This is a genomic window from Leptolyngbya sp. CCNP1308, from assembly GCF_034932455.1.
Taxonomy (GTDB): domain Bacteria; phylum Cyanobacteriota; class Cyanobacteriia; order Phormidesmidales; family Phormidesmidaceae; genus Nodosilinea.
The window spans coordinates 1-20,584 of record NZ_JAYGIH010000045.1 but is presented as its reverse complement, the minus strand read 5'-3'; the positions used below and the strand labels follow the sequence as shown (position 1 = coordinate 20,584).

13 protein-coding genes and 1 pseudogene are annotated in these 20,584 nt (G+C 59.4%); 10 read left to right on the top strand and 4 right to left on the bottom strand.

The window, feature by feature from the left end:
* Positions 1–21: 21 nt before the first annotated feature.
* Positions 22–1,212, top strand: a complete 1,191-nt coding sequence (locus VB780_RS13470; RefSeq protein ID WP_323351674.1) for an acyl-CoA dehydrogenase family protein — start codon at positions 22–24, stop codon at positions 1,210–1,212.
* A gap of 644 nt (positions 1,213–1,856) precedes the next feature.
* On the opposite strand, the gene VB780_RS13465 is transcribed toward VB780_RS13470, so the two are convergent.
* Together VB780_RS13465 and VB780_RS13460 are read right to left on the bottom strand one after the other, a co-directional pair.
* Positions 1,857–2,825 carry a homocysteine S-methyltransferase family protein gene (locus VB780_RS13465; protein ID WP_323351673.1) on the bottom strand — a complete coding sequence of 323 codons (969 nt, stop codon included), beginning with the start codon at positions 2,823–2,825 and terminating at the stop codon, positions 1,857–1,859.
* Positions 2,826–2,947: 122 nt separating this feature from the next.
* Positions 2,948–3,685 carry a GNAT family N-acetyltransferase gene (locus VB780_RS13460; RefSeq protein WP_323351672.1) on the bottom strand — a complete coding sequence of 246 codons (738 nt, stop codon included), beginning with the start codon at positions 3,683–3,685 and terminating at the stop codon, positions 2,948–2,950.
* 490 nt (positions 3,686–4,175) lie between these two features.
* On the opposite strand from VB780_RS13460, the gene VB780_RS13455 reads away from it, so the two are divergent.
* From VB780_RS13455 to VB780_RS13425, 7 genes and pseudogenes are all read left to right on the top strand, one after another.
* Positions 4,176–6,539 (top strand): response regulator, encoded by a 2,364-nt coding sequence (locus VB780_RS13455; protein WP_323351671.1) that lies wholly within the window; start codon positions 4,176–4,178, stop codon positions 6,537–6,539.
* Between the two features lie 99 nt (positions 6,540–6,638).
* Positions 6,639–9,782, top strand: coding sequence for a PAS domain S-box protein (locus VB780_RS13450; protein WP_323351670.1), 3,144 nt, complete (start codon positions 6,639–6,641; stop codon positions 9,780–9,782).
* Between the two features lie 71 nt (positions 9,783–9,853).
* A complete protein-coding gene (locus VB780_RS13445; RefSeq protein ID WP_323351669.1) occupies positions 9,854–10,225 on the top strand; it encodes a response regulator in 372 nt (123 codons plus the stop codon).
* A gap of 473 nt (positions 10,226–10,698) precedes the next feature.
* Positions 10,699–11,361, top strand: a pseudogene (locus tag VB780_RS13440) (caspase family protein); the annotation flags it as partial.
* 88 nt (positions 11,362–11,449) lie between these two features.
* Positions 11,450–13,606, top strand: a complete 2,157-nt coding sequence (locus tag VB780_RS13435; protein WP_323351694.1) for a pentapeptide repeat-containing protein — start codon at positions 11,450–11,452, stop codon at positions 13,604–13,606.
* 172 nt (positions 13,607–13,778) lie between these two features.
* Positions 13,779–16,184: an alpha/beta hydrolase family protein gene (locus tag VB780_RS13430; protein WP_323351668.1), complete on the top strand. Its 2,406-nt coding sequence runs from the start codon at positions 13,779–13,781 to the stop codon at positions 16,182–16,184.
* Positions 16,185–16,283: 99 nt separating this feature from the next.
* The gene (locus tag VB780_RS13425; protein WP_323351667.1) at positions 16,284–18,836 is read left to right on the top strand and encodes a glycogen/starch/alpha-glucan phosphorylase; all 2,553 of its coding nucleotides are present in this window, start codon (positions 16,284–16,286) and stop codon (positions 18,834–18,836) included.
* A 194-nt stretch (positions 18,837–19,030) separates the two neighbouring features.
* Here VB780_RS13425 and VB780_RS13420 read toward each other — a convergent pair whose 3' ends face one another.
* On the bottom strand, positions 19,031–19,279 hold the full coding sequence (locus VB780_RS13420; protein WP_323351666.1) for a UPF0175 family protein: 249 nt from the start codon (positions 19,277–19,279) through the stop codon (positions 19,031–19,033).
* Between VB780_RS13420 and VB780_RS13415 the strand changes: the two genes are divergently transcribed.
* The gene (locus VB780_RS13415) at positions 19,278–19,811 is read left to right on the top strand and encodes an AAA family ATPase (protein WP_323351665.1); all 534 of its coding nucleotides are present in this window, start codon (positions 19,278–19,280) and stop codon (positions 19,809–19,811) included. The genes VB780_RS13420 and VB780_RS13415 overlap by 2 nt on opposite strands.
* A 26-nt stretch (positions 19,812–19,837) precedes the next feature.
* Here VB780_RS13415 and VB780_RS13410 read toward each other — a convergent pair whose 3' ends face one another.
* A complete protein-coding gene (locus VB780_RS13410) occupies positions 19,838–20,410 on the bottom strand; it encodes a Uma2 family endonuclease (protein WP_323351693.1) in 573 nt (190 codons plus the stop codon).
* 87 nt (positions 20,411–20,497) lie between these two features.
* On the opposite strand from VB780_RS13410, the gene VB780_RS13405 reads away from it, so the two are divergent.
* A partial coding sequence (locus tag VB780_RS13405; protein ID WP_416349209.1) for a transposase-like zinc-binding domain-containing protein occupies positions 20,498–20,584 on the top strand: 87 nt, incomplete at its 3' end.

Genomic DNA, 20,584 nt, shown 5'->3' with positions numbered 1-20,584 from the left:
CCCCCCCAGGAGACTAACTCTATGCAAGCGACGCTTCCTTCAACTACTTTTACCGACTACCTCAGCGTGGCGGCATCGGTGGCTGAGCAACTGGCCGCTGATGCCGTCAACCAAGACCGCAGTGGCGAGTTGCCCACCGCCGAGGTCGAAGCCCTCAAAAAGTCTGGCCTGCTGCTGCTGCCCATTCCTCGCCAGTATGGTGGGGCGGGGGCGACCTGGCCCCAGGTCTATCAGGCGGTGCAGGCTCTAGCCAATGCCCAGGGCTCAGTGGGGCAGCTCTACGCCAACCATGTCTCGCTGGTGGCGGCGGTTGAGGCCATTGGTCGCCCCGGCCAGGCCGAGCACTACTATCGCCTCACCGCCCAGCACAACCTGTTTTGGGCCAACGCCATCAACGGGCGCGACTCGCGGCTCAAAATTGCCCCGGCCCCCGAGGGCGGCTTTCGGGTCAACGGGGTGAAGAGCTTTGGCACGGGCCTGGCGGTGGCCGACCTCAGCATCATTGGTGCCATGCCCCCCGAGGGCGACCTACCCCTGGTGTTTGTGCTGCCTCAAGATCGCCCCGGCTGGGCCTACAACCACGACTGGGACAACATCGGCCAGCGCCGCACCGCCAGCGGCAGCTACCGCTTTGACAACGTGGTGGTGTATGGCGACGAGCTGATCGGGCCGCCACCCGTGCCCGAAAGCGCCTTCCCCACCCTGGCCTTTTTGGTGTCGCAGATGGGTAAGGTGTTTACCTACTTGGGCATTGCCGAGGGGGCGCTCAAGGCCGCCCGCCGCTACACCGTCACCGAAAGCCGCCCCTGGCTGTTTTCGGGGGTTGAGTCAGCGAGTCAAGATCCATACATTCTGCATCAGTACGGCGAATTGTGGGCACAGCTGCAAGCGGCGATCGCTCTGTCCGACCAAACCGCCGAGCAGATCCAGCTCGGCTGGCAGAAAAAGACGGCTCTGACCTTTGAAGAACGGGGCGAAATCGCCGTCTCCCTGGCCGCCGCCAAGGCCTTGGCGATCGCCGCCGGGCTGGCGATTACCAACCAGATCTTCGACGGCATGGGGGCGCGAGCCACCGCCAGCCGCCACGGCTTTGACCGCTACTGGCGCGATCTGCGCACCTTTAGCCTGCACGACCCGGTGGCCTACAAGTTCCGCGATGTGGGCAACTACGTGCTGAATGGCGAGTATCCCGTGCCAAGCCAGTATTCCTAGGTTTGGCTTGGGCAATAAGCGCGATCGGGTGAGCCATCTGCGGGTGGCTCACCCTTTTTTGTTTGCGGACAGGCCGCTTCCTCAGGATTGGGGGCTAAGGGAGCAAATCATATAGCCCTAGCCGATATTATTAGGACGTTTTGCTTGCAACGATCCCTGTCTGTCATTCCCGTGAAACGGGAATCCATGTCAAGCCTGTTTTTTAGGGTCTGGTAGGGTACATAACGCTAGGCGAGGCTTTGCCAACGTGAAGCAATACACCGCCGGGAAGCGATGCCAAGGACAGGCAAGATACCTATGTACACAGTCAGTCAGGATGCCAACCGACAAAATTTAGGGCGTTGCTGGGTACAGGTATGAATCAAAACTGTAACGTCTCTTGTAAGGGCAAACGGCCGTTTGCCCTTACCCGAATTCATGCTTCAGTTCAGCAACACCAAATTTAGGGTTGTAGCGCTGGCCAGTTCGCTTAGGACAGTATTGATCGCCTGTAGCCAAGACTGGGGCAGCGAACTGGCGTATAGCCATCGCCTAGAAGTTACCGATAAAAACGTCCTAGCCTTCGTAGCGACGGCTATAAAAAACGCCCTCAAGAGAAGTCTGAGGGCGTTTGGCTACGTTGAGTTCTCTCGGCGAAATTAGCTCTAGAGAATCAGGGCGGGCTGCGACAGGTGTGCCCAGGCCAGGGGCAGGCAGGCCTGGCAGATGGCCTCAATGTGGCGATCGTCGGTGCCGCAGCAGCCCCCCAGAATGGTGATGTGAGGGAACTGAGCCCTAAGTTCCCGGTACTGCTGCCCCAGTTCCGCCGGGTTGCCCGCATCCAGTTCGGTAGACTCATCCAGCTCGGCGTGGCTTTTGGCAGAGGCGTTGGCTCGCAGACCGCGAATGCGCTGCATCCAGGCTTGGTCGACTGCAAAGGCGTTGGCAAAGTGGGTGGGGTGGGCACAGTTGATCATGTAGTAGGCTGGCCCGTTATCAGTGGCCGCATCCACCTCGGCAATGGCGTCTTTTAGGGTTGTGCCACTGGGTAGGCGGCTATCGGTTTCTACTGTGAAGGAAATCACCACGGGCAAACCCACTGCCTGGGCGGCGCGGGTAATGCCGATTGCCTCCTGCACGTAGGTCATGGTTAGGGCGGCAACCATATCCACCCCGGCCTGCTGGAAGGTTTCCATCTGGGGGCGATGGTAGTGTTCGGCTTCGGCCTCGGTCATGGCGATCGCGCTACTGTAGCCATCGCCCCGAGGGCCAAAGCAGCCGCTGATCACGATTGGGGTCGTGGCCGATTCGTACTGCTGCCGCAGGGTTTGAAGCAGGGCGATCGCCTCCCGGTTAGCCGCCGCCAGAGTCTCGCTCGAGTAGCCCAGACGTGTGCCCCAGTCGGGGTTAGCCCGCCAGGTGGGGCTTTCAAGAATGAAGCCCACCTGGTTTTTAACGGCAAGGGCCAGATAGGTGCGAAAGTAGTCTTCGATAATTTGACGCCCGCCCGGACGGCGCAGTAGGTCAAAGGATGCAAAGTCGGGCAGGTCAATGCCCTGATGAAAGACCAGCGTGGTCTCCATACCGCCGTCGGTGATGAACAGGCGATCGCTGAGGTGGGGAAGCGTAGTCATAAGGGGGCTCCTGATTGAAAGAAGGAAAACCGAAAAAAGAGTTAAGGATGCGTAGGCCAAATCCGGGTCAAGATGTCCCAGATTTGGCTAATCAGCCGCAAACGTCATGGTGCGACCCAAGGCTAGGAGATGGGGAAATTATTTGGGGGGCGGAGCATGGGGAACAAGGGGGGTGAACCGCCTGCCTGGATGGTGCCCAGTAGCTCGAAGCCATGGCGTTGGTAGAAGGGGATATTGTCAGGTTTTGAAGATTCAACGTAGGCAGGGAGCTGGTCGCGATCGCACTGGGCCAAGATCGGTTGCATTAGGGCTGAGCCGTGGCCCTGGCGCTGGTGGGCAGGTTCTACCGCCAAGAGCGATAAATACCAGTGAGGCTGGAGGGGATGGTAGTGGCCCATCTGCTCTAGCAGGGCAAAGAGATCGGCTTGCTGAGCTTCAAAAACACTGTGCTGAAAGAGATCTATCAGCGGCTGTTCGTCAACCTCAATTCCCGGTGGCAGCCAGAAGGCAGCCCCGGCGTAGCCGTTGACAGCGTAGGCAGTCTGCTGCTCGAAGGCACGTCCTCCAAAGGCTTTGACAAAAGCTGGAAAGTGGGTGAGGTATTGGTGGGTGTCGGGATACATCCACCGCATGATCGGGTCATCGACAAAGGCCAGCACTAGTGCGGCAGTCAGCCATTTCTGATCGGCATGGGTGGCTAGGTGAATGGAATCCTCCGTGGTGAGGGGCGATTCCGGGACGCATACTTGTTCCGAGTCGGTTCCCGTTTCTAGAATGCCGCAGGCTTTATGCTGCGCAAATCGCGGCGAGATCGAGGGCACCAGCGGAGTGCTCGGGGTTGTGGTTGTAGATAGTTGCATCAACATGGGCTCCTGTGAGTTTCGGTTTTTTTAGGGCTTAGGAATATAGATTGAGTGGTTCTTAGGAGATTTCTAGGAAAGAAGCCCCGCTTAAATTAAGCGACTGTAGCCGCTGTAGGGTGGGCATTGCCCACCATTAGGGAAACTATTTTTTAGAAGTCGCCTTAGGGCTAGAGCTGTTTGGTGCTCTTGAGTCTCAAGGTAGGGAGCAGTTGGGAAGATGCCGGGAGAAAATCGGGAAATTTCAGGGATGTATCGTTTCGCGATGAGGGCAAATTCCGTGCCGAGTGGGGAGTAACCCTATGCAGAGCTAGTATTCCTAGGGTTTGGCTCGGGCGATCGGCAGGGTGGTTCAGCCATAGATGCCCAACGTTTTTGGCTGGCCCAGAGTAGGGCATTGCAATGCTCAACAATATTTAAGGAATTTCGCCTCAGCCATCGGACTGCGGTAGCGTGACAGTAGCCTTTTCTCCACAGCAGCAGCGCAGCGGTGAGAATTCTGCTGGTCGAAGATGACGTGATTTTGGCCGATCGGCTGGTGGATTGTTTGGCCAGCCAGCGGTATGTGGTGGATGCGATCGCCGATGGCCAGACCGCCTGGGAGTACGCCCAAGCCACCACCTACGACCTGATCGTTACCGATGTGGGCCTGCCCGGTCTCGACGGCATTGCCCTCTGCGAACAGCTGCGCCACCAGGGCTGCAAGACCCCCATTTTGCTGATGACCGCCAAAGACGCCCCTGCCGAACGGGTGCGCGGGCTTGACGCCGGGGCCGACGATCATTTAATCAAGCCCCTGAATTTGGATGAATTTCTAGCTCGGGTGCGCGCCCTACTGCGCCGAGGAGAAGTCGCCCCCGATACCCTGCTGGCGCTGGGGCCGTTGCGGCTCGACCCCGCCAGCTGCCAGGTCGCCTACGACGACACCCCCCTCAAGCTCACCCCCAAGGAATACAGTCTGCTAGAGCTGTTTATGCGCCACCCCGCACGGGTGTTTAGCCGCGCCCACCTGGTCGAGCACCTGTGGAGCTTTGACGACCCGCCCCTCGAAGACAGCGTCAAAGCCCACATAAAAGGCTTGCGCCGCAAACTCAAAGACGTCGGTGCCGCCGACTGGATCGAAAACGTCTACGGCATCGGCTACCGCTTCACCCCCGATTCCCCACCTATTCCGGGGCAGCACCCTCTAGGGCAGACGGTGTCTGCCCCTACCCAATCCTCTCCATTTCCCCCATCCTCCTCACCCGTCCACTCCCCCACCCCTCTACCCGACACCAACCTAGAGGAAACCTTCCACCAGTCCATGCAGGGCCTCTGGAGCAAATATCAGGACGTCATGGCCCAGCGTTTGGATGTTCTCACCAAAGCCGCTACTGCAATTCAGGCGAACTCCCTAGATCCCGCGCTCCAGGCCGAGGCGGCCCAGGCAGCCCACAAGCTGGCCGGGGTGCTGGGCATGTTCGATCGCGACGAAGGCACTACCCTGGCCCGCCAGCTCGAAACCCTGCTGGAGGGCGACACCTGGGATGATGTGCCGCCGTTAGTCGGTCAACTGGCCAGTAGCCTCAATTTGCAGCCCCAGGGTGACTCCGTGGAGCCGTCAGATGCGGAGACCCTGCTGCTGGTGTCAAACGATGTCGCCCTGGGGCAAGCGATGCAGGAGATCAGCCAGGCATCGACCTATGGCTGGGTGCAGGTCGATACCCCCGATCAGGCCCAAGGGGCTTTGCAGAACCGTCAGGTGGCTGGGGTCGTCATCGATATTGCAGCGGCGTCTGAGTGGGCGGCTAGTCTGGCGTTTTTGCAGCAGCTGGCGGCTCAGCCTTGGCCCATACCCTCCCTGGCGCTGATCGCCACCGATAGCTTGATGGATCGGGTGGCTCTGGCCCGTACCGGTCTACAGCGACTCTTGATCAAACCTGTGACCGCCGCTCAGCTGTGGGAGGCGACCCACCAGGTCTTGCAGCGGCATCGGGCCACTACTGCCCAGGTGCTAGTGGTCGATGACGACCCCCTGGTAACTAAAGCCCTGCGGCCCCTGCTCGAACCCTGGGGCATGAGGGTCACCGGGTTAGACAATCCCCAGCAGTTCTGGCAGGTGCTGACGGCTACCGCCCCCGACCTGCTGATTTTGGATGTGGCTATGCCCCAGTTCAGCGGCATTGACCTGTGCCAGGCGGTACGCACCGACCCCCACTGGCAAAACCTGCCGATTCTCTTTCTCACCGCCCACCGCGATGCCGATACTGTGCAGCAGGTGTTTCGGGCCGGGGCCGATGACTATATTTCTAAACCCATCGTTGGCCCCGAGGTGCTGACGCGGGTGCTCAACCGGCTGGAGCGCAATCGATTTTTGCAGGGGCTGGCTCAGCGCGATCGCACCACCGGCCTGCCCAACTATCCCCAGTCGCAGCGGCAGCTGACCCAGGGGCTCGAAACCGCCCACATCCACAAAACGCCGTTCTCACTGGCGCTGATCCACCTCAGCGACCTGCGCCCGGTGATTGTGCAGTACGGCCATGGGGCTGGAGAGCTGCTGCTGCAAACCTGGGGCCAGTGTTTTCAAGCCCTGCTGCGGGGTAATGCAACCCTGGGCTATTGGGACAGTGGCGACTTTGTGGTGGGACTGCCGGAGCTGACCCCCGCCGATGCTTACGATTACCTGGCTCCCCTGCTCAAGGCGCTGCGGCGACAGATTGTTGCCCTGCCCACCGGAGAGCGGCTCCAGCCCGACTTTGAGCTGGCGATCGTCAGCTATCCCGAGGATGGATTGAGCTTGCAGCGGCTGTATCAAAGCGCTGTGACGAGGGTGCAGCGATCGCAGGTGCCCCCAATCCGTGAAGCTGCCGGTTGATGAAGGCTGGGGGCTCTCCCCTCTTCCCGATATCTTCTCGATTGAACCGTAGAGTAAAGCTAATTTGGACATCGCTCAAAGCAAGGGAGGGCAAGAACTATGGGCGTTGACTTGGCAGAACGGGTTGACCAGCTACAGACCACCCTGAGCAAAATGGAGCTGGCCCTGGGGGCGATCGCCGATGCGATCCTCTGGACGGGCTGCGACAACCGGGTGCAGTGGTGCAACGCCGCCTTCGATCGCCTGGTCGATCGCGATCACACCAGCATCCTCAACCAGCCCTTGCCCCAGGTGCTGCCGCTTCAGGTGCAGGGGCAAGGGCTGGCCCGCCGCGACTATCCCTCTTTTCGGGTGCTGGCGGGCGACTACCAGACGGCCCAGTATGAGTTGTGCCAAGGCGATCAGACCCGCTGCCTGGAGATTTCTGGCAGCCTAATTTACTTTGACGACGACTACTGCTCGGCGGTGATGGTGATTCGCGATGTCACCGAGGCCAAGCGCCGGGGCGAAGAGCGCCAGCGCCACCTGTTTGCCCTGCAAGAGGCCGAGCACCAGTACCGCTCAATGTTTGAGCATGCGCCCCTGGGCATTTACCAGACCCAGCTCAATGGCGGCTGCATCAAGGTCAACCCGGCCCTGGCCCGGCTGCTGGGCTACGAATCGTCGGCGCAGTTTTTGGCTGACCCGGTGGGCATGGGGGGCGATCGCTACTGCCATGGGGAAGATTATCAGACCTTGCAGCAGCAGCTGCAGGCCGATGGCACGATTTCAGGGTTTGAGGCAGGGCTGTGGCGACAGGATGGTGCGCCCGTTTGGGTGTCTACCAGTGCCCGGCTGGTGACCGATAGTGCTGGGCAGTCGGCCTACTACGAAGGATTTGTAGTAGACATTGGCGATCGCAAACAGGCCGAGGCCAGCCTGCGGCGCACCAACTCGCTGCTCCAGGCCCAGCAGCAGGCGGCCATCGACGGCATTTTGGTGGTCGATGAGCACCGCCGCATCACCTGGTATAACCACCGCTTTCGGGAGATGTGGGCGATCGCCCAGCCCGAGCTGCAAACGGCGGATGATATGACCATTGTCGAGACGGTGCTCAACCAGCTCCAAGACCCTGACGGGTTTTTGGCCAAAATTCAGCAGCTCTACGAAACCCCCTCCGCCCGCAGCCAAGACGAAATTTTGCTCAAGGACGGGCGGGTGTTTGACCGCTACTCCGCCCCGGTGGTGTCTGACGACGGCGACTATTTTGGCCGCATCTGGTTTTTCCGCGACATCACCGAGCGCCGCCAGCTCGAAGAGAGCCTGCGCCGCTCCGAGGCCTTTCTCAATAGCGTGGTCGAAAATATCCCGATCACCGTGTTCGCCAAAAATATTCAAGACGACTACCGCTACGAGCTGATCAACCCCAACTGCGATCGCATTCTCGGCTTCTCGCACCACATGGGCCTGGGCAAAAACGACCACGACCTGCTGCCCGCTCCCCTGGCCGACCACTACCGCCGCCAAGACCAAGAGATTATCGCCCAGGGGCAAACCGTCGAAAATTCTGAAGCCATCACCCAGCCCTATACCGGCGAAACTATCTACATTCGCAGCCTCAAGGTGCCCCTGTTTGACGACGATGGCCAGCCCACCTACCTGCTGGGCATTGGCGAAGACATCAGCGAGCGCCAGCGCCAGGAAGCAGCCCTGCGGCTGATCGTCGAGGGCACCGCCGCCCAGACTGGAGCCGCGTTCTTTCACACCTGCGTGCGCTACCTGGCCCAGGTGCTCAACGTGCGCTACGCTTTCTTATCCGAATTTAACGGCGACGGCACCGCCACCACCCTGGCCTACTGGGAAGACGATGCGATCGCCGAAAACTTTACCTACGCGATCCCCGGCACCCCCTGCGCTGGGCTCACCCCCGATCAGCTGCTGATCTATCCCCGCAACGTCAAAGCCCTGTTCCCCCACTCGCCCAAGCTTCAACAAATGGAAGCCGAGGGATATATGGGCGCACCGCTGATGCATTCCAGCGGGCACATGCTGGGCCACCTGGCGGTGCTCAGCGCCACCCCCCTGAGCGAAAACCCCGGCCAGGAGCTGATTCTCAAAATATTTGCCGCCCGCGCCGGAGCCGAGCTCGAGCGCAAACAGGCCGAAGACACCTTTGCCAAAGCCTTTCGCTCTAGCCCCAGCCCGATCTCGATCACCACCCTGGCCGAGGGCCGATTTGTGGAGGTCAACCCCAGCTACCTGCGCCTCACCGGCTACCGCCGCGACGACCTGATCGGCCAGCGGGTCACCGACCTCAACCTGGGCATCGACACCCCCACCTACGACCAGGGCATCGAAGACCTGATCAAGGCTGGCGTCTTGCACAACCGCGAAGTCGATCTGCGCATTCGCTCGGGCGAGACCCGCACCATCTTGCTCTCGGTGGAGCTAATCGAGCTTCAGGGCCAGCGCTGCGCCCTCACCATTGCCAACGACATCACCGAGCGCAAACGCCTCGAAAACGAATTTATTTCCCTGGTCAGCCATGAGCTGCGCACCCCCATGACCGCCCTGATCGGCTCCCTCGACCTGGTGGCCACCGGCCAGCTCGGCGACCTCACCCCCCGTGGCCAGCAGATCGTGCAGGTGGCCGTCAGCAACACCGAGCGCCTGATTCGCCTGGTCAACGACATCCTCGACCTAGAGCGAATGAAATCGGGCCAGCTCACCCTGCACAAAACCCACTGCGACCTGGCCGGTCTGCTCGACCAGGCGATCGCCGCCATGCAGGCCATGGCTGACCAGACCCAGGTCACCCTGGTGGTCGAGTCGCTGCCGTTAAGGGTGTGGGTTGACGGCGATCGCATGCAGCAGTTGCTCACCAACCTGCTCAGCAACGCCATCAAGTTTTCGCCCTCTGGCAGCACCGTCTGGCTCCAGGCTCAGTTAGAAGAGAGTGAATGGGTGGATGGGTGGATAGATAGTATCCATCCACCCATCCACCCATTCACCTCATCTCCCACCCTCCATCTCTCCATCACCGACCAGGGCCGCGGCATCCCCGCCGACAAGCTCCAGCTGATCTTCGATCGCTTCCAGCAGATCGATGCCTCCGACGCTCGCGCCAAGGGCGGCACGGGGCTGGGCCTGGCCATCTGCCGCCAGATCGTCCACCAGCACGGCGGCGATATCTGGGCCGAAAGCACCCTTGGCCAGGGCAGCACCTTCCACGTGCTGCTGCCGTTGACGCCCGATTTTGGTTGATTTAAGCCAAGGTTGTTAGGGCAAACGCCGTTTGCCCCTATGCATTCACCCATCCACCTATCCACTACCCCATGCCCAAATCTATTCTCATCGTTGACGACGAAGCCGATGTGCGTGACATCATTCAGATGGGCCTAGAGATGGCCACCGACTGGCAGGTGCTCTGCGCCAGCTCGGGGGCAGAAGCCCTGGCAACGGCAGCCGAGAAGACCCCCGACGCCATTTTGCTCGACCTGATGATGCCGGAAATGGATGGTCGCGCCACCCTGGAAAAGCTCAAGGCCGACCCCACCACCCAGGGCATTCCGGTGATTTTGGTGACGGCCAAGGCCCAGACCTTTCAGCAGGCCGATGCCCCAGATCTGGCGGTGGCGGCGGTGCTGGCGAAGCCCTTTCGGCCCCTGAAGCTGGCGGCGGAGATTAGCAAGATTTTGAGATGGTGAGGAGTAGGCAGTGAGAGAGTAGGGGGCTGGATTGTCCTTTGTTGCCCCTCGGATGAAGCGCCTATTATGGCGCGCTACTGCCACATGAGTCACTGTATGGGTCTCTGTTCTTCCCGACACCTTTGATGCAGACCGCAACGTATTGATGTTACGGCTGCGTGTTTTAGTGTAGGGCGGCAATGTTTTAGTGCGTTGGCCTGCCGGTCTTTGACCATCGCCCGGCGTTTTAGTACGAGGCGGCAATGCTTTAGTGCGATCGCCCAACTTGTTAAATCGCGGCATGACAATGCCGCTGCACTTCCTCAACCCGTTAAGTTGTCAATACACAACGTTATCGTCATAGAGCAACTTCGAATAGTTAGCTTCATGGGGTATGCTCTGGCGATAGGGTTAACAACGGTTGCACCGCGTCGCCAGGGGAGCCTGACGCTAGCGATCGCGCGACTGAAACCTCACCATTTTGACGCATTCCTATGGATCGCAAAGCTCTGGTTGTTGGCATCAATACCTACCGACACCTGCAAAGTTTGAATGCACCTGCCGCCGATGCCAATGCGATCGCCCAGCGGCTAGAGCAAGACGGCGAGTTTCGCGTCATCCGCTGCCCAGAGGCGATTGTTCAGGTTGAAGGGGGCGATCGCAAAGTTCCGCAGGTGGGTTCGACCCTGCCGCTGTCGCAGGCCCAGCTCAAAGCCCAGCTCAAAGACCTGTTTCTACCCGGCAGCACCCAAACCCCCGATACGGCGCTGTTTTACTTTTCTGGCCACGGCATTCCGGCCCAAGACGGCCACGATAGGGGCTATCTGGCCACCAGCGATACTCAACCCAGTGCCGATCGCTTTGGCATTTCGCTGGGCTGGTTGCAGTGGCTGCTGGCCGAGAGCCCAATTAAGCAGCAAATTGTCTGGCTAGACTGCTGCCACAGCGGCGCACTGTTGGTCAATGTGCAGGCGGCAAATCCAGGCCATGACGACGATTGCGATCGCTGTTTTATTGCCTCTTCGCGCGACTACGAAAAATCTTGGCAAGACTTGAACAGCCCCTATAGCGTGCTGACCAACGCCCTGCTGGCCGGGCTAGACCCCACCCGGCTACCGGGCCGCTGGGTCGATAGCTTTGCCCTGGTCGACTATGTCAACCAGGCGCTGAGGGGTGAGTTGCAGAGCCCGGTCTGCACCAACTTTGGCAATGCGATCGACCTGACCCGGTCGTGGCAGGTCGAGGCTGCGGCCGAGGCTAACCCCCACCGATACCAGCCGCTGCCCCTACAAAGGGCTGGAATATTTCGACCTCAACGACGACGACCCCCACTATTTCTTTGGTCGAGAAGCCTTGACCGGGCAGCTGCTCGACCAGGTGCGCACCAGCAACTTTTTGGCCCTGGTGGGGGCCTCGGGCAATGGCAAGTCGTCGGTGCTGCGGGCCGGGCTGCTGCATCAGCTCCGGCTGGGGCGGCGGATTGCGGGCAGCGACCAGTGGCAGATTGTGATCATGCGCCCCGACGCGCAACCGATGAAAAATCTGGCAACGGCCTTTTTACCAGAGGACGGATCGCAGCTCGACCGAGCGGAAGCTTTGGGGCGGGCAGAGGGGCTGCTTCGGGAAGGGGGCGCGGGCCTGGCCCGTCTGGTAGAAGTGGCCCCCGCCCCGCGCGTGATGCTGGTAGTCGATCAGTTTGAGGAAGTGTTTACCCGCTGCGAGGACATTGATGAGCGATCGCGGTTTTTTGCCTGTTTGATGGGGGCACTCCAAACGACCGGGGACAAGCTGTGCCTGGTGATCGCCATGCGCTCAGACTTTGTAGGCAAATGTCTGGAACGCGACTACAGTGGTTTGGCTCAGCAGGTGCAGCAGCACATGGAGAGTGTATTGCCCATGCGGCCCGATGAGCTGCGGGATGCCATTTGTAAACCAGCGGTGCAGGTCGGGCTCACCGTGGAAGATGCCCTGGTGACGGAAATCTTGAATGACATTCAAGGGGCACCGGGGAGTCTGCCGCTGTTGCAGTACACCCTGAAGGAACTGTGGCAGCGGCGACAGGGCAATCAACTGGTGCTGTCGGCGTATCAAGCCCTCGGTGGCATCAATGGCACGTTAGATCAGCGGGCCACGGAACTCTACAACAGCTTTGACCCTGACCAGCAGCGTACGGTGCAGCATATCTTTCAGCAGTTGACCCAGCTGGGGGAAGGTACCGAAGACACCCGCCGTCGCGTATTTCTAGACAATTTAGTTTCGGAACCGCTGCACCCCGCCGAGCGCGTACAAACGGTCGTTGAAACCCTGGCGAATAAGGACAATCGGCTGCTGGTAACCAGCGAAGTGGTGAGCAAAGGGGATGACCTCGAACGGCAGGCGATTGTGGATGTGGCCCACGAAGCGCTGATTCGCCACTGGACCCTGCTGCGGCAATGGATAGAACAAAACCGCGACCTGCTGCGCCAGCAGCGCCGCATAGAAGCCAGCGCCGTAGCCTGGCAAGAACATCAAAAATTGCAAGGATATCTACTGCAGGGACTGCCACTGGATGAAGCGATTCAGTTTCAAAAACAGCAGGCAGAGACCTTTCCCCTCTCAGATATGGCGCGAGCCTTCATTCAAAAGAGTCGTCGCCACCGCCAATGGACCCGCTTTAAAACCGCAAGCTGGCTGGTCATACCTGCTCTCGTAATTGTTGGCATAGTAGAGCACAATATCCGCGAACAACGGGTGCGGGCCGATATCGGCCGAATTGACGATAACGAGGGCGGCAGCGCGGAAAAATACGCGGTTGTCGATTTGGTCAAAGGCTGTGGGCGTGGTGTACCCCGCCCAGACCAGAGCTTACTTGGCAACTATATTGGGGAGCGCATCCTACTCGGCCAATGTCGTTCGCTGAGTGGCTTTGACCTCAGCTACGCCGACCTCAGCTACGCCGACCTCAGCTACGCCGACCTCCGCGACGCCGACCTCAGCTACGCCAACCTCAGCTACGCCAACCTCCGCGACGCCTACCTCAGATCCGCCGACCTCAGCTCCGCCAACCTCCGCGACGCCTACCTCAGATCCGCCGACCTCAGCTCCGCCTACCTCCGCTCCGCCGACCTCCGCTCCGCCGACCTCAGCTCCGCCGACCTCAGCTCCGCCTACCTCCGCTACGCAATCTTGCTGGCAACGGATCTCCGCGGCGAGACAAATCTGACCTCACAACACCTCGTTGGGGAAAATCAGCCTTATCTCTGTAATGTTGCTCTCCCAGACACGCTGACAGATATTGAACCTGATGTTGAACTTGATCGCGACTGTGATGCAATGCCAAAGGTTTTGAGGAGTAGATACGGTTTGTCACCTGAAGATGCCCAGCAATTAGTCGATGAAGCCCGTCAAAAGCAGTGGGAGTGATGTCAGTTTTGGATTAGCGATTTGTAGCCCTAGACCGCTGATGCAGAGGCTTCATCCCGAATCTGCAAATGCATTGTTCCGTTCGCCGACTAGTCTGTTACTCCCGCGCAGAAGCATGAAGAGAATAATCGTAAAATTGTCAATCTTACTTTTGCTAGCAGTGGGAGCATTTATGGCGACGACAAACGTCGGGGCAACCGAAAACGGCCTGAAGCCCCCAACCGAGTGGCAGTCTCCCCCCCAAGCAGTCTTAGACGTGCTCCACGCGCCGCAGCTCCCCCACGTATGGACAGCACCCGCTGGCAAATATCTGCTGCTTACCGATCCGGTGCGCTACCCGCCCCTAGCCGAACTCGCCGCGCCCATGCACAAGCTGGCGGGCATTCGCATCAACCCCGTTACCAACGACCACCATGGCCGCCACGGGGGCACCTCCCCCCGCCTGGTTCGAGTCGAAGACGGCACCACAATTCAGCTCGATCTGCCTGCGGATGTCGAAGTGCTCGACGTGAAATGGACGGCGGATGGCGATCGCTATGCCCTCACCGTCAGGCATAGCGACCATATCGGTCTATGGGTCGGCTCGGTAGCAGGCAAAGTAGCCGAGATCGAGGGTCTAGCGCTCAACCCGGTACTAGGCAACCCCGTCAGCTGGCTACCCGACCAGCATCGCCTGCTAATTCGCCGCATTCCATCGCGGGGGCCAGCGCCTGAGCCATCAGCCATTCCGGCAGGTCCAGAGATTGTTGAAGGGTCGGGGGCCTCGTCGCGCTCCACCTACGAAGCCCGCAACCTGCTGGAGACCGCCCACGACGATGCCCTCTTTGAGTACTACGCCACCGCCGAGCTGGCGATTATCGACCCGGCGACTGGCCAGGTCAACGTTATCGGGGCACCGGCTCCCTATACCGTGGCTAAGTTTTCACCGTCTGGTGAGTATCTGCTGGTTAAGTATTTGGTTGCCCCCTGGTCGCACGAGGTGGGCTGGTGGCGCTTCGCCAGCGCGATCGAAGTGTGGAACAGCCAGGGCGAGCCGGTTGCAACTATCGCATCTCTCCCCGTAGCCGACCAGGTACCAACCCACGGCGTGCCCGTCGGCCCGCGATCGGTGGCCTGGCGGCCCACTGCGCCGCATACGCTCTTTTGGGTCGAGGCGCTGGATGGCGGCGACCCTGTGGCCGAGGTGCCCCACCGCGATCGCCTCATGCGTCTAAATGCCCCCTTCACGGCAGAGCCCGAAGTCATCTTCAAAGCCGAGCACCGCATTCAGCCCCAAAGCAATGGCTGGACTGCCGAGGGCAGCACGCTCATGCTCACCCAGCGCGAGCGCATCCGCCGCTGGCGCTACGTTTGGCTACTGGATGTAGATAACGGTACATCGCGGCTGTGGTTTGATTTGAACGAGGGCGATCGCTACGGCGATCCGGGCCATCCCCTGTTTCGCACGTTGCCCAACGGTCGCAAGGTGCTGCGCCAGCAGGGAGATGCAGTCTACTTCAGCGGCAGCGGTGCGACCGATGAGGGCGATCGCCCCTTCCTCGACCTGCGCCACCTAGTCACTGGGGAAACCGAGCGACTGTTTCGCTCCGACCCAAACCGCTACGAGTACGTTGTGGCCGTTGCGGCTAGCGACCGCGTCGTGTTGCGCTCCGAATCAGCGGTAGAGGTACCCAACTACTATTTGGCCAGCTTCGGCCAGCCGATCGAAGCAGCGGCAGGCGAAGCCACCCGCGCCCTGACGCGTGAACCCATTACGCAGTTCGAAGACCCTACCCCTCAGCTGCGCGCGATCGAAAAACGGATTGTGCGCTACGAGCGCAGCGACGGCGTGCCGCTCAGCTTTCACCTGTATCTGCCCCCCGGCTACCAAGAGGGTACGCCGCTGCCCACGGTGCTCTATGCTTACCCCATGGAGTATTCGGGTGCCGCGATCGCTGGGCAGGTGAGGGGTTCGGCCCAGCGCTTCATGCAGCTGTACGGGGCCTCCCACCTCTACTTCTTATTGCAGGGATACGCCGTACTCGACCAGACCGCCATGCCGATCCTTGGCGATCCTGAGACCGCCTACGACACCTTCGTACCCCAGCTGGTGGCCGATGCAGAAGCTGCCGTCGCGAAAGCCGTCGAAATCGGCGTGGCCGATCCCGAACGGATCGGCGTCATCGGCCACAGCCACGGCGGGCTAATGGTGGCGAACCTGCTAGCCCATACCGATTTGTTTCGGGCCGGTATCGCCCGCAGCGGGTCGTACAACAAAACAAATCAGCCGTTTGGCTTCCAGGCCGAACGGCGCTCCCTGTTTGAAGCGCGGGAGGCTTACGTTCAGCTCTCACCGACCTTCTTTGCCGACCAGGTCAACGAGCCGGTTCTCATCATCCACGGTGACGACGATTCTAACCCTGGTACCCCGCCGTTTCAGTCCCAGGTCTTCTACGAAGCCGTGCGCGGTGCGGGAGGCACGACTCGGCTGGTGCTGCTGCCCTTTGAAGACCACGGCTATCGAGCCAAAGAGAGCATAGAGCACGTGCTCTGGGAGCAGTTCCGGTGGTTCGACAAGTATATTGTGGGCCAGTCGTAAACTAATCTTAAATAGTGCTCTAGGTCACAATGGGCGATCGCACAGTTTGATCTGATCAATAGGGTCACTCCCTACACCCTGACCCAGGATCGCTCACCTATGGATACTCCTTCCCCAGTAGACGTTGCCGTATCCACTGCCCTTGCCAAAGACCGCACCGCCACCGACGTGGAGAGCATCAAGCGGGCGTTTCTCAACAATCTCTTTTATGTGCAGGGCAAGCCCGTGTCGCTGGCCACCCAGCACGATTACTACATGGCCCTGGCCTACCTGGTGCGCGATCGCATGCTGCACCGCTGGAATGGCACCGCCGAGAGCTACACCCAGCACCGCGCCCGCACGGTCTGCTATCTGTCGGCGGAGTTTTTGATGGGGCCACACCTGGGCAACAACCTAATCAACATGGGCATCTACGAGCCGGTCAAGCAGGCGATGGCAGAGCTGGGCTTAGACTTTGACAATCTGCTGGCCCAGGAAGAAGAGCCGGGCCTGGGGAACGGCGGCCTGGGTCGGCTGGCGGCCTGCTACCTCGATTCTCTAGCGTCGTTGGAAGTGCCCTCGGTGGGCTACGGCATTCGCTACGAGTTTGGCATTTTTGAGCAAGACCTGCGCGACGGCTGGCAGGTCGAGCGCACCGACAAGTGGCTGCGCTACGGCAACCCCTGGGAGGTGGCCCGCCCCGAGTGGTCGGTGGAGGTTAAGTTTGGCGGCCACACCGAAACCTACACCGATAATCACGAGCGCTACCGGGTGCGCTGGGTGCCCGATCGCGAAGTGCTGGGTGTGCCCTACGACACGCCGATTTTGGGCTACCGGGTCAATACCGCCAACACCCTGCGTCTGTGGAAGGCCGAGGCGATCGAATCCTTTGACTTTGAGGTGTTTAACCGGGGCAACTACTACGGCGCGGTGGAGCAAAAAGTTGCCTCAGAAAATATCTCAAAGGTGCTTTACCCCAACGATGAAAAAACCGCCGGTAAGCAGCTGCGCCTAGAGCAGCAGTTTTTCTTTGTGTCTTGCTCGCTGCAAGACATGTTTCGCATTTTGGCCGGGCAGAATATGCCGGTCGAAAAATTTCACGAGAAGTTTGCCATTCAGCTGAATGATACGCACCCGGCGATCGCCGCCGCCGAACTCATGCGCCTGCTGCTCGACGAGCACGGGTTGGACTGGATCTTAGCGTGGGAAATTACCCAAAAAACCCTCGCCTACACCAACCATACCCTCCTGCCCGAGGCGCTCGAAAAGTGGCCCGTCAGCCTGTTTGGGGCCCTGCTGCCCCGCCATCTCGAAATTATCTACGAAATCAACAACCGCTTCCTCGATCTGGTGCGGATGAAGTTTCCTAAGGATCCTGACCGATTGGCCCGCATGTCGCTGATTGACGAAGGCGGCGATCGCTACGTGCGCATGGCCAACTTGGCCTGCGTCAGCAGCCACACCATCAACGGGGTTGCCGCCCTGCACAGCGAGCTGCTCAAAGAGACCGTGCTGCGCGACTTCTACGAACTGTTCCCCGAAAAATTTTGCAACAAGACCAACGGCGTTACCCCCCGCCGCTGGATGGTGCTGAGCAACCCGCGCCTGAGTACGCTGATTAGCAGCCGGATCGGCGATCGCTGGATCAAGCACCTGGACGACCTCAAACAGATCGAGCCTTTGGCCGACGATGCAGGGTTCCGCGACGAGTGGCGGGCCATTAAGCAGGCGGTCAAACGCGACCTGGCCAGCCGTATCCACAGCCAGCACGGCGTTTTGGTTGACCCCGCCTCGCTGTTTGACGTGCAGGTCAAGCGCATCCATGAGTACAAGCGCCAGCACCTCAACGTGCTGCACATCGTCACCCTCTACAGCCAGCTCAAGCAGAATCCAAATTTGAATATCACGCCGCGCACCTTTATCTTTAGCGGCAAGGCGGCCCCCGGATACCATATGGCCAAGCTGATGATCAAGCTGATCACCGCCGTGGGCGACATGGTCAACAAAGACCCCGACCTGCGCAACCAGATCAAGGTAATTTTCTTACCTAACTACAACGTCACCAACAGCCAGCGTATTTATCCCGCCTCGGATCTTTCCGAGCAAATCTCCACCGCTGGGTTTGAGGCCTCGGGCACTGGCAACATGAAGTTTGCCATGAACGGCGCGCTGACCATTGGCACCCTCGACGGGGCCAACGTCGAGATCCGCGACGCCGTTGGGGCCGAAAATTTCTTTCTCTTTGGCCTCACGGCCCCCGAAGTCGTCGCCCTCAAAACCGAAGGCTACGATCCCTACAGCTACTATCAGCACAACCCTCTGCTCAAGGATGCCATCGACCTGATCGCCTCGGGCCACTTTTCCCACGGCGATGCTGGCCTGTTTAAACCACTGCTCGATAAGCTGCTGTACCACGACCCCTTTATGCTGCTGGCCGACTACCAGGCCTACATCGACTGCCAGCAGACCGTGGGCGAAGCCTACAGCCACGCCGACAGCTGGACGCGCATGGCCATTCTCAACTCGGTGCGAATGGGGAGCTTTTCGAGCGATCGCTCCATCGCCGAATATTGCAGCGACATCTGGAAAGTGGCCCCCTTCCCCGTTGGCCTGGTGGACTACGGCGACATTGGCGGCGAATCTAGCGGCAAGCTCACCTGCAAACTGAGTTAGGTCTAACGACCATCCTAAATTAGGGTAATGCCTTCAGATTTACCTTGGCGCAGGTCTTGCTTCAGCAGGCTAACCCATGGTCTATTTGCCAAAGTTTGGGAGATGAATGGCATGCATTTTGTAGGGGCAAACGGCCGTTTGCCCCTACAAAAGATGTTTGATCAACGATTGCCAGGTTTAAGAGGGGCGAGATGTTACTGACGACGGGCATAGTCCAGATCTTCTTCAAGTTCAGATTCTGAATAATGCCGGACGATGTGGCGATCGCCTAGAAGTTGGCTGAATTGGCGATGATCAAGGCTGGCAAGTTCACGGGCTTTGCCAAAAGACAGCAGCTCTTGGGCATAAAGGGCAAGGGCAAGTTCTTTCAAAAGCTCTGCCTCAATGCGGCTTTCGGGCAAACGGATGGATTGAATAATGGATTCGGGAATGGACAGCTGCATGGCACGAATCTCCATCGTTGGCACAACGGGATCAGGTAAGACAACTCTAGCGCGCCAGGTCGCTCAGCGCTGCCAACTCCCTCACATTGAGCTAGATGCCTTGCAGTGGGAGCCAAATTGGACCCCTGCTGAGCCTCAGGTCTTTCGCGATCGCGTGAGGTTGGCGCTGAGCGGCGATCGCTGGGTTATAGACGGCAACTACAGCGCCGTGCGCGACCTTGTTTGGGCTAAAGCCGACACGGTCGTGTTTCTGGATTACCCCTTTGGGCTGGTGATGGGGCGGCTGTTGCGGCGCACCTGGCGGCGATCGCTCCACCAAGAAGAGCTTTGGAATGGCAATCGCGAGACGTTTCGCCAATCGTTTTTTAGCCGCGATTCAATTTTGGTTTGGATGCTGCGCACTTACTGGAAAAAGCGTCAGCAGTACCCGGCCCTGTTTCAGCAACCGGAGTATGTTCATCTATCGATTGTGCAGTTGCGATCGCCCAAAGCAGCCGAGCAATGGCTGTTGTCTTTAGATCAAATGAGCTAAAACCTGCCCAAGATTTATCAGCCCGGTTAGGGCATCAACATCTCTGCCACTGTCAATGGCCAGCTAGAAAAAGTTGGTGATACGACGACCTCATCGGCGGTAAAGATGGATTCTGTGTACCTCCCGTCCACCATCGCCAGCACTGTGACGCACCGCTCTTGGGGGTCAACAATCCAATATTCAGGAATGCCGCGCCACTCGTACTGGTTGCGCTTGTCGAGGTAGTCGCAGCGGCGGTTGTCGGCCCCAGGGCTAACCACTTCTACCACCAGCAGTGGCGGAGCTATATCTAGGGTAATGGCAGATTTTCCCAAGCTTTGGAGCTGGTCTAGGTGTTCTGGCCGCAGTACGGTGAGGTCTGGAAAGCGGTTTTTGGGCTGACCCGGTAGCTCAATTGCCAGCTGATGGGTGCGTACTCGCCGAAAGCCAACAAGCTCTGAGAGGACGCGATCGATCGCGCGCGAAATCAACACATTCTCATCAGATTCCGGCGGCACCTCGATCAAGTCTCCGTAGGTGAGCTCGTACCGACTATCTAAGCCATTGTCAAAGGCTAGATAGTCAGCAAAGGTGACGAGTTTGAGCTTAGCTTGGGTCATTTGAGCGATCGCCTCAGCGACATCATCCCGGTTGGCAAAGCCTGTCCGGCGTTGCATAATTAGAGTATGAATTGAGGATGAGTTGTGATGCAGTGTCCTGAATGCGGCGGCACCCATATCCGTAAGAATGGGAAAAAGCAGGGTAAGCAAAATCACATTTGCGTAGCCTGTGGT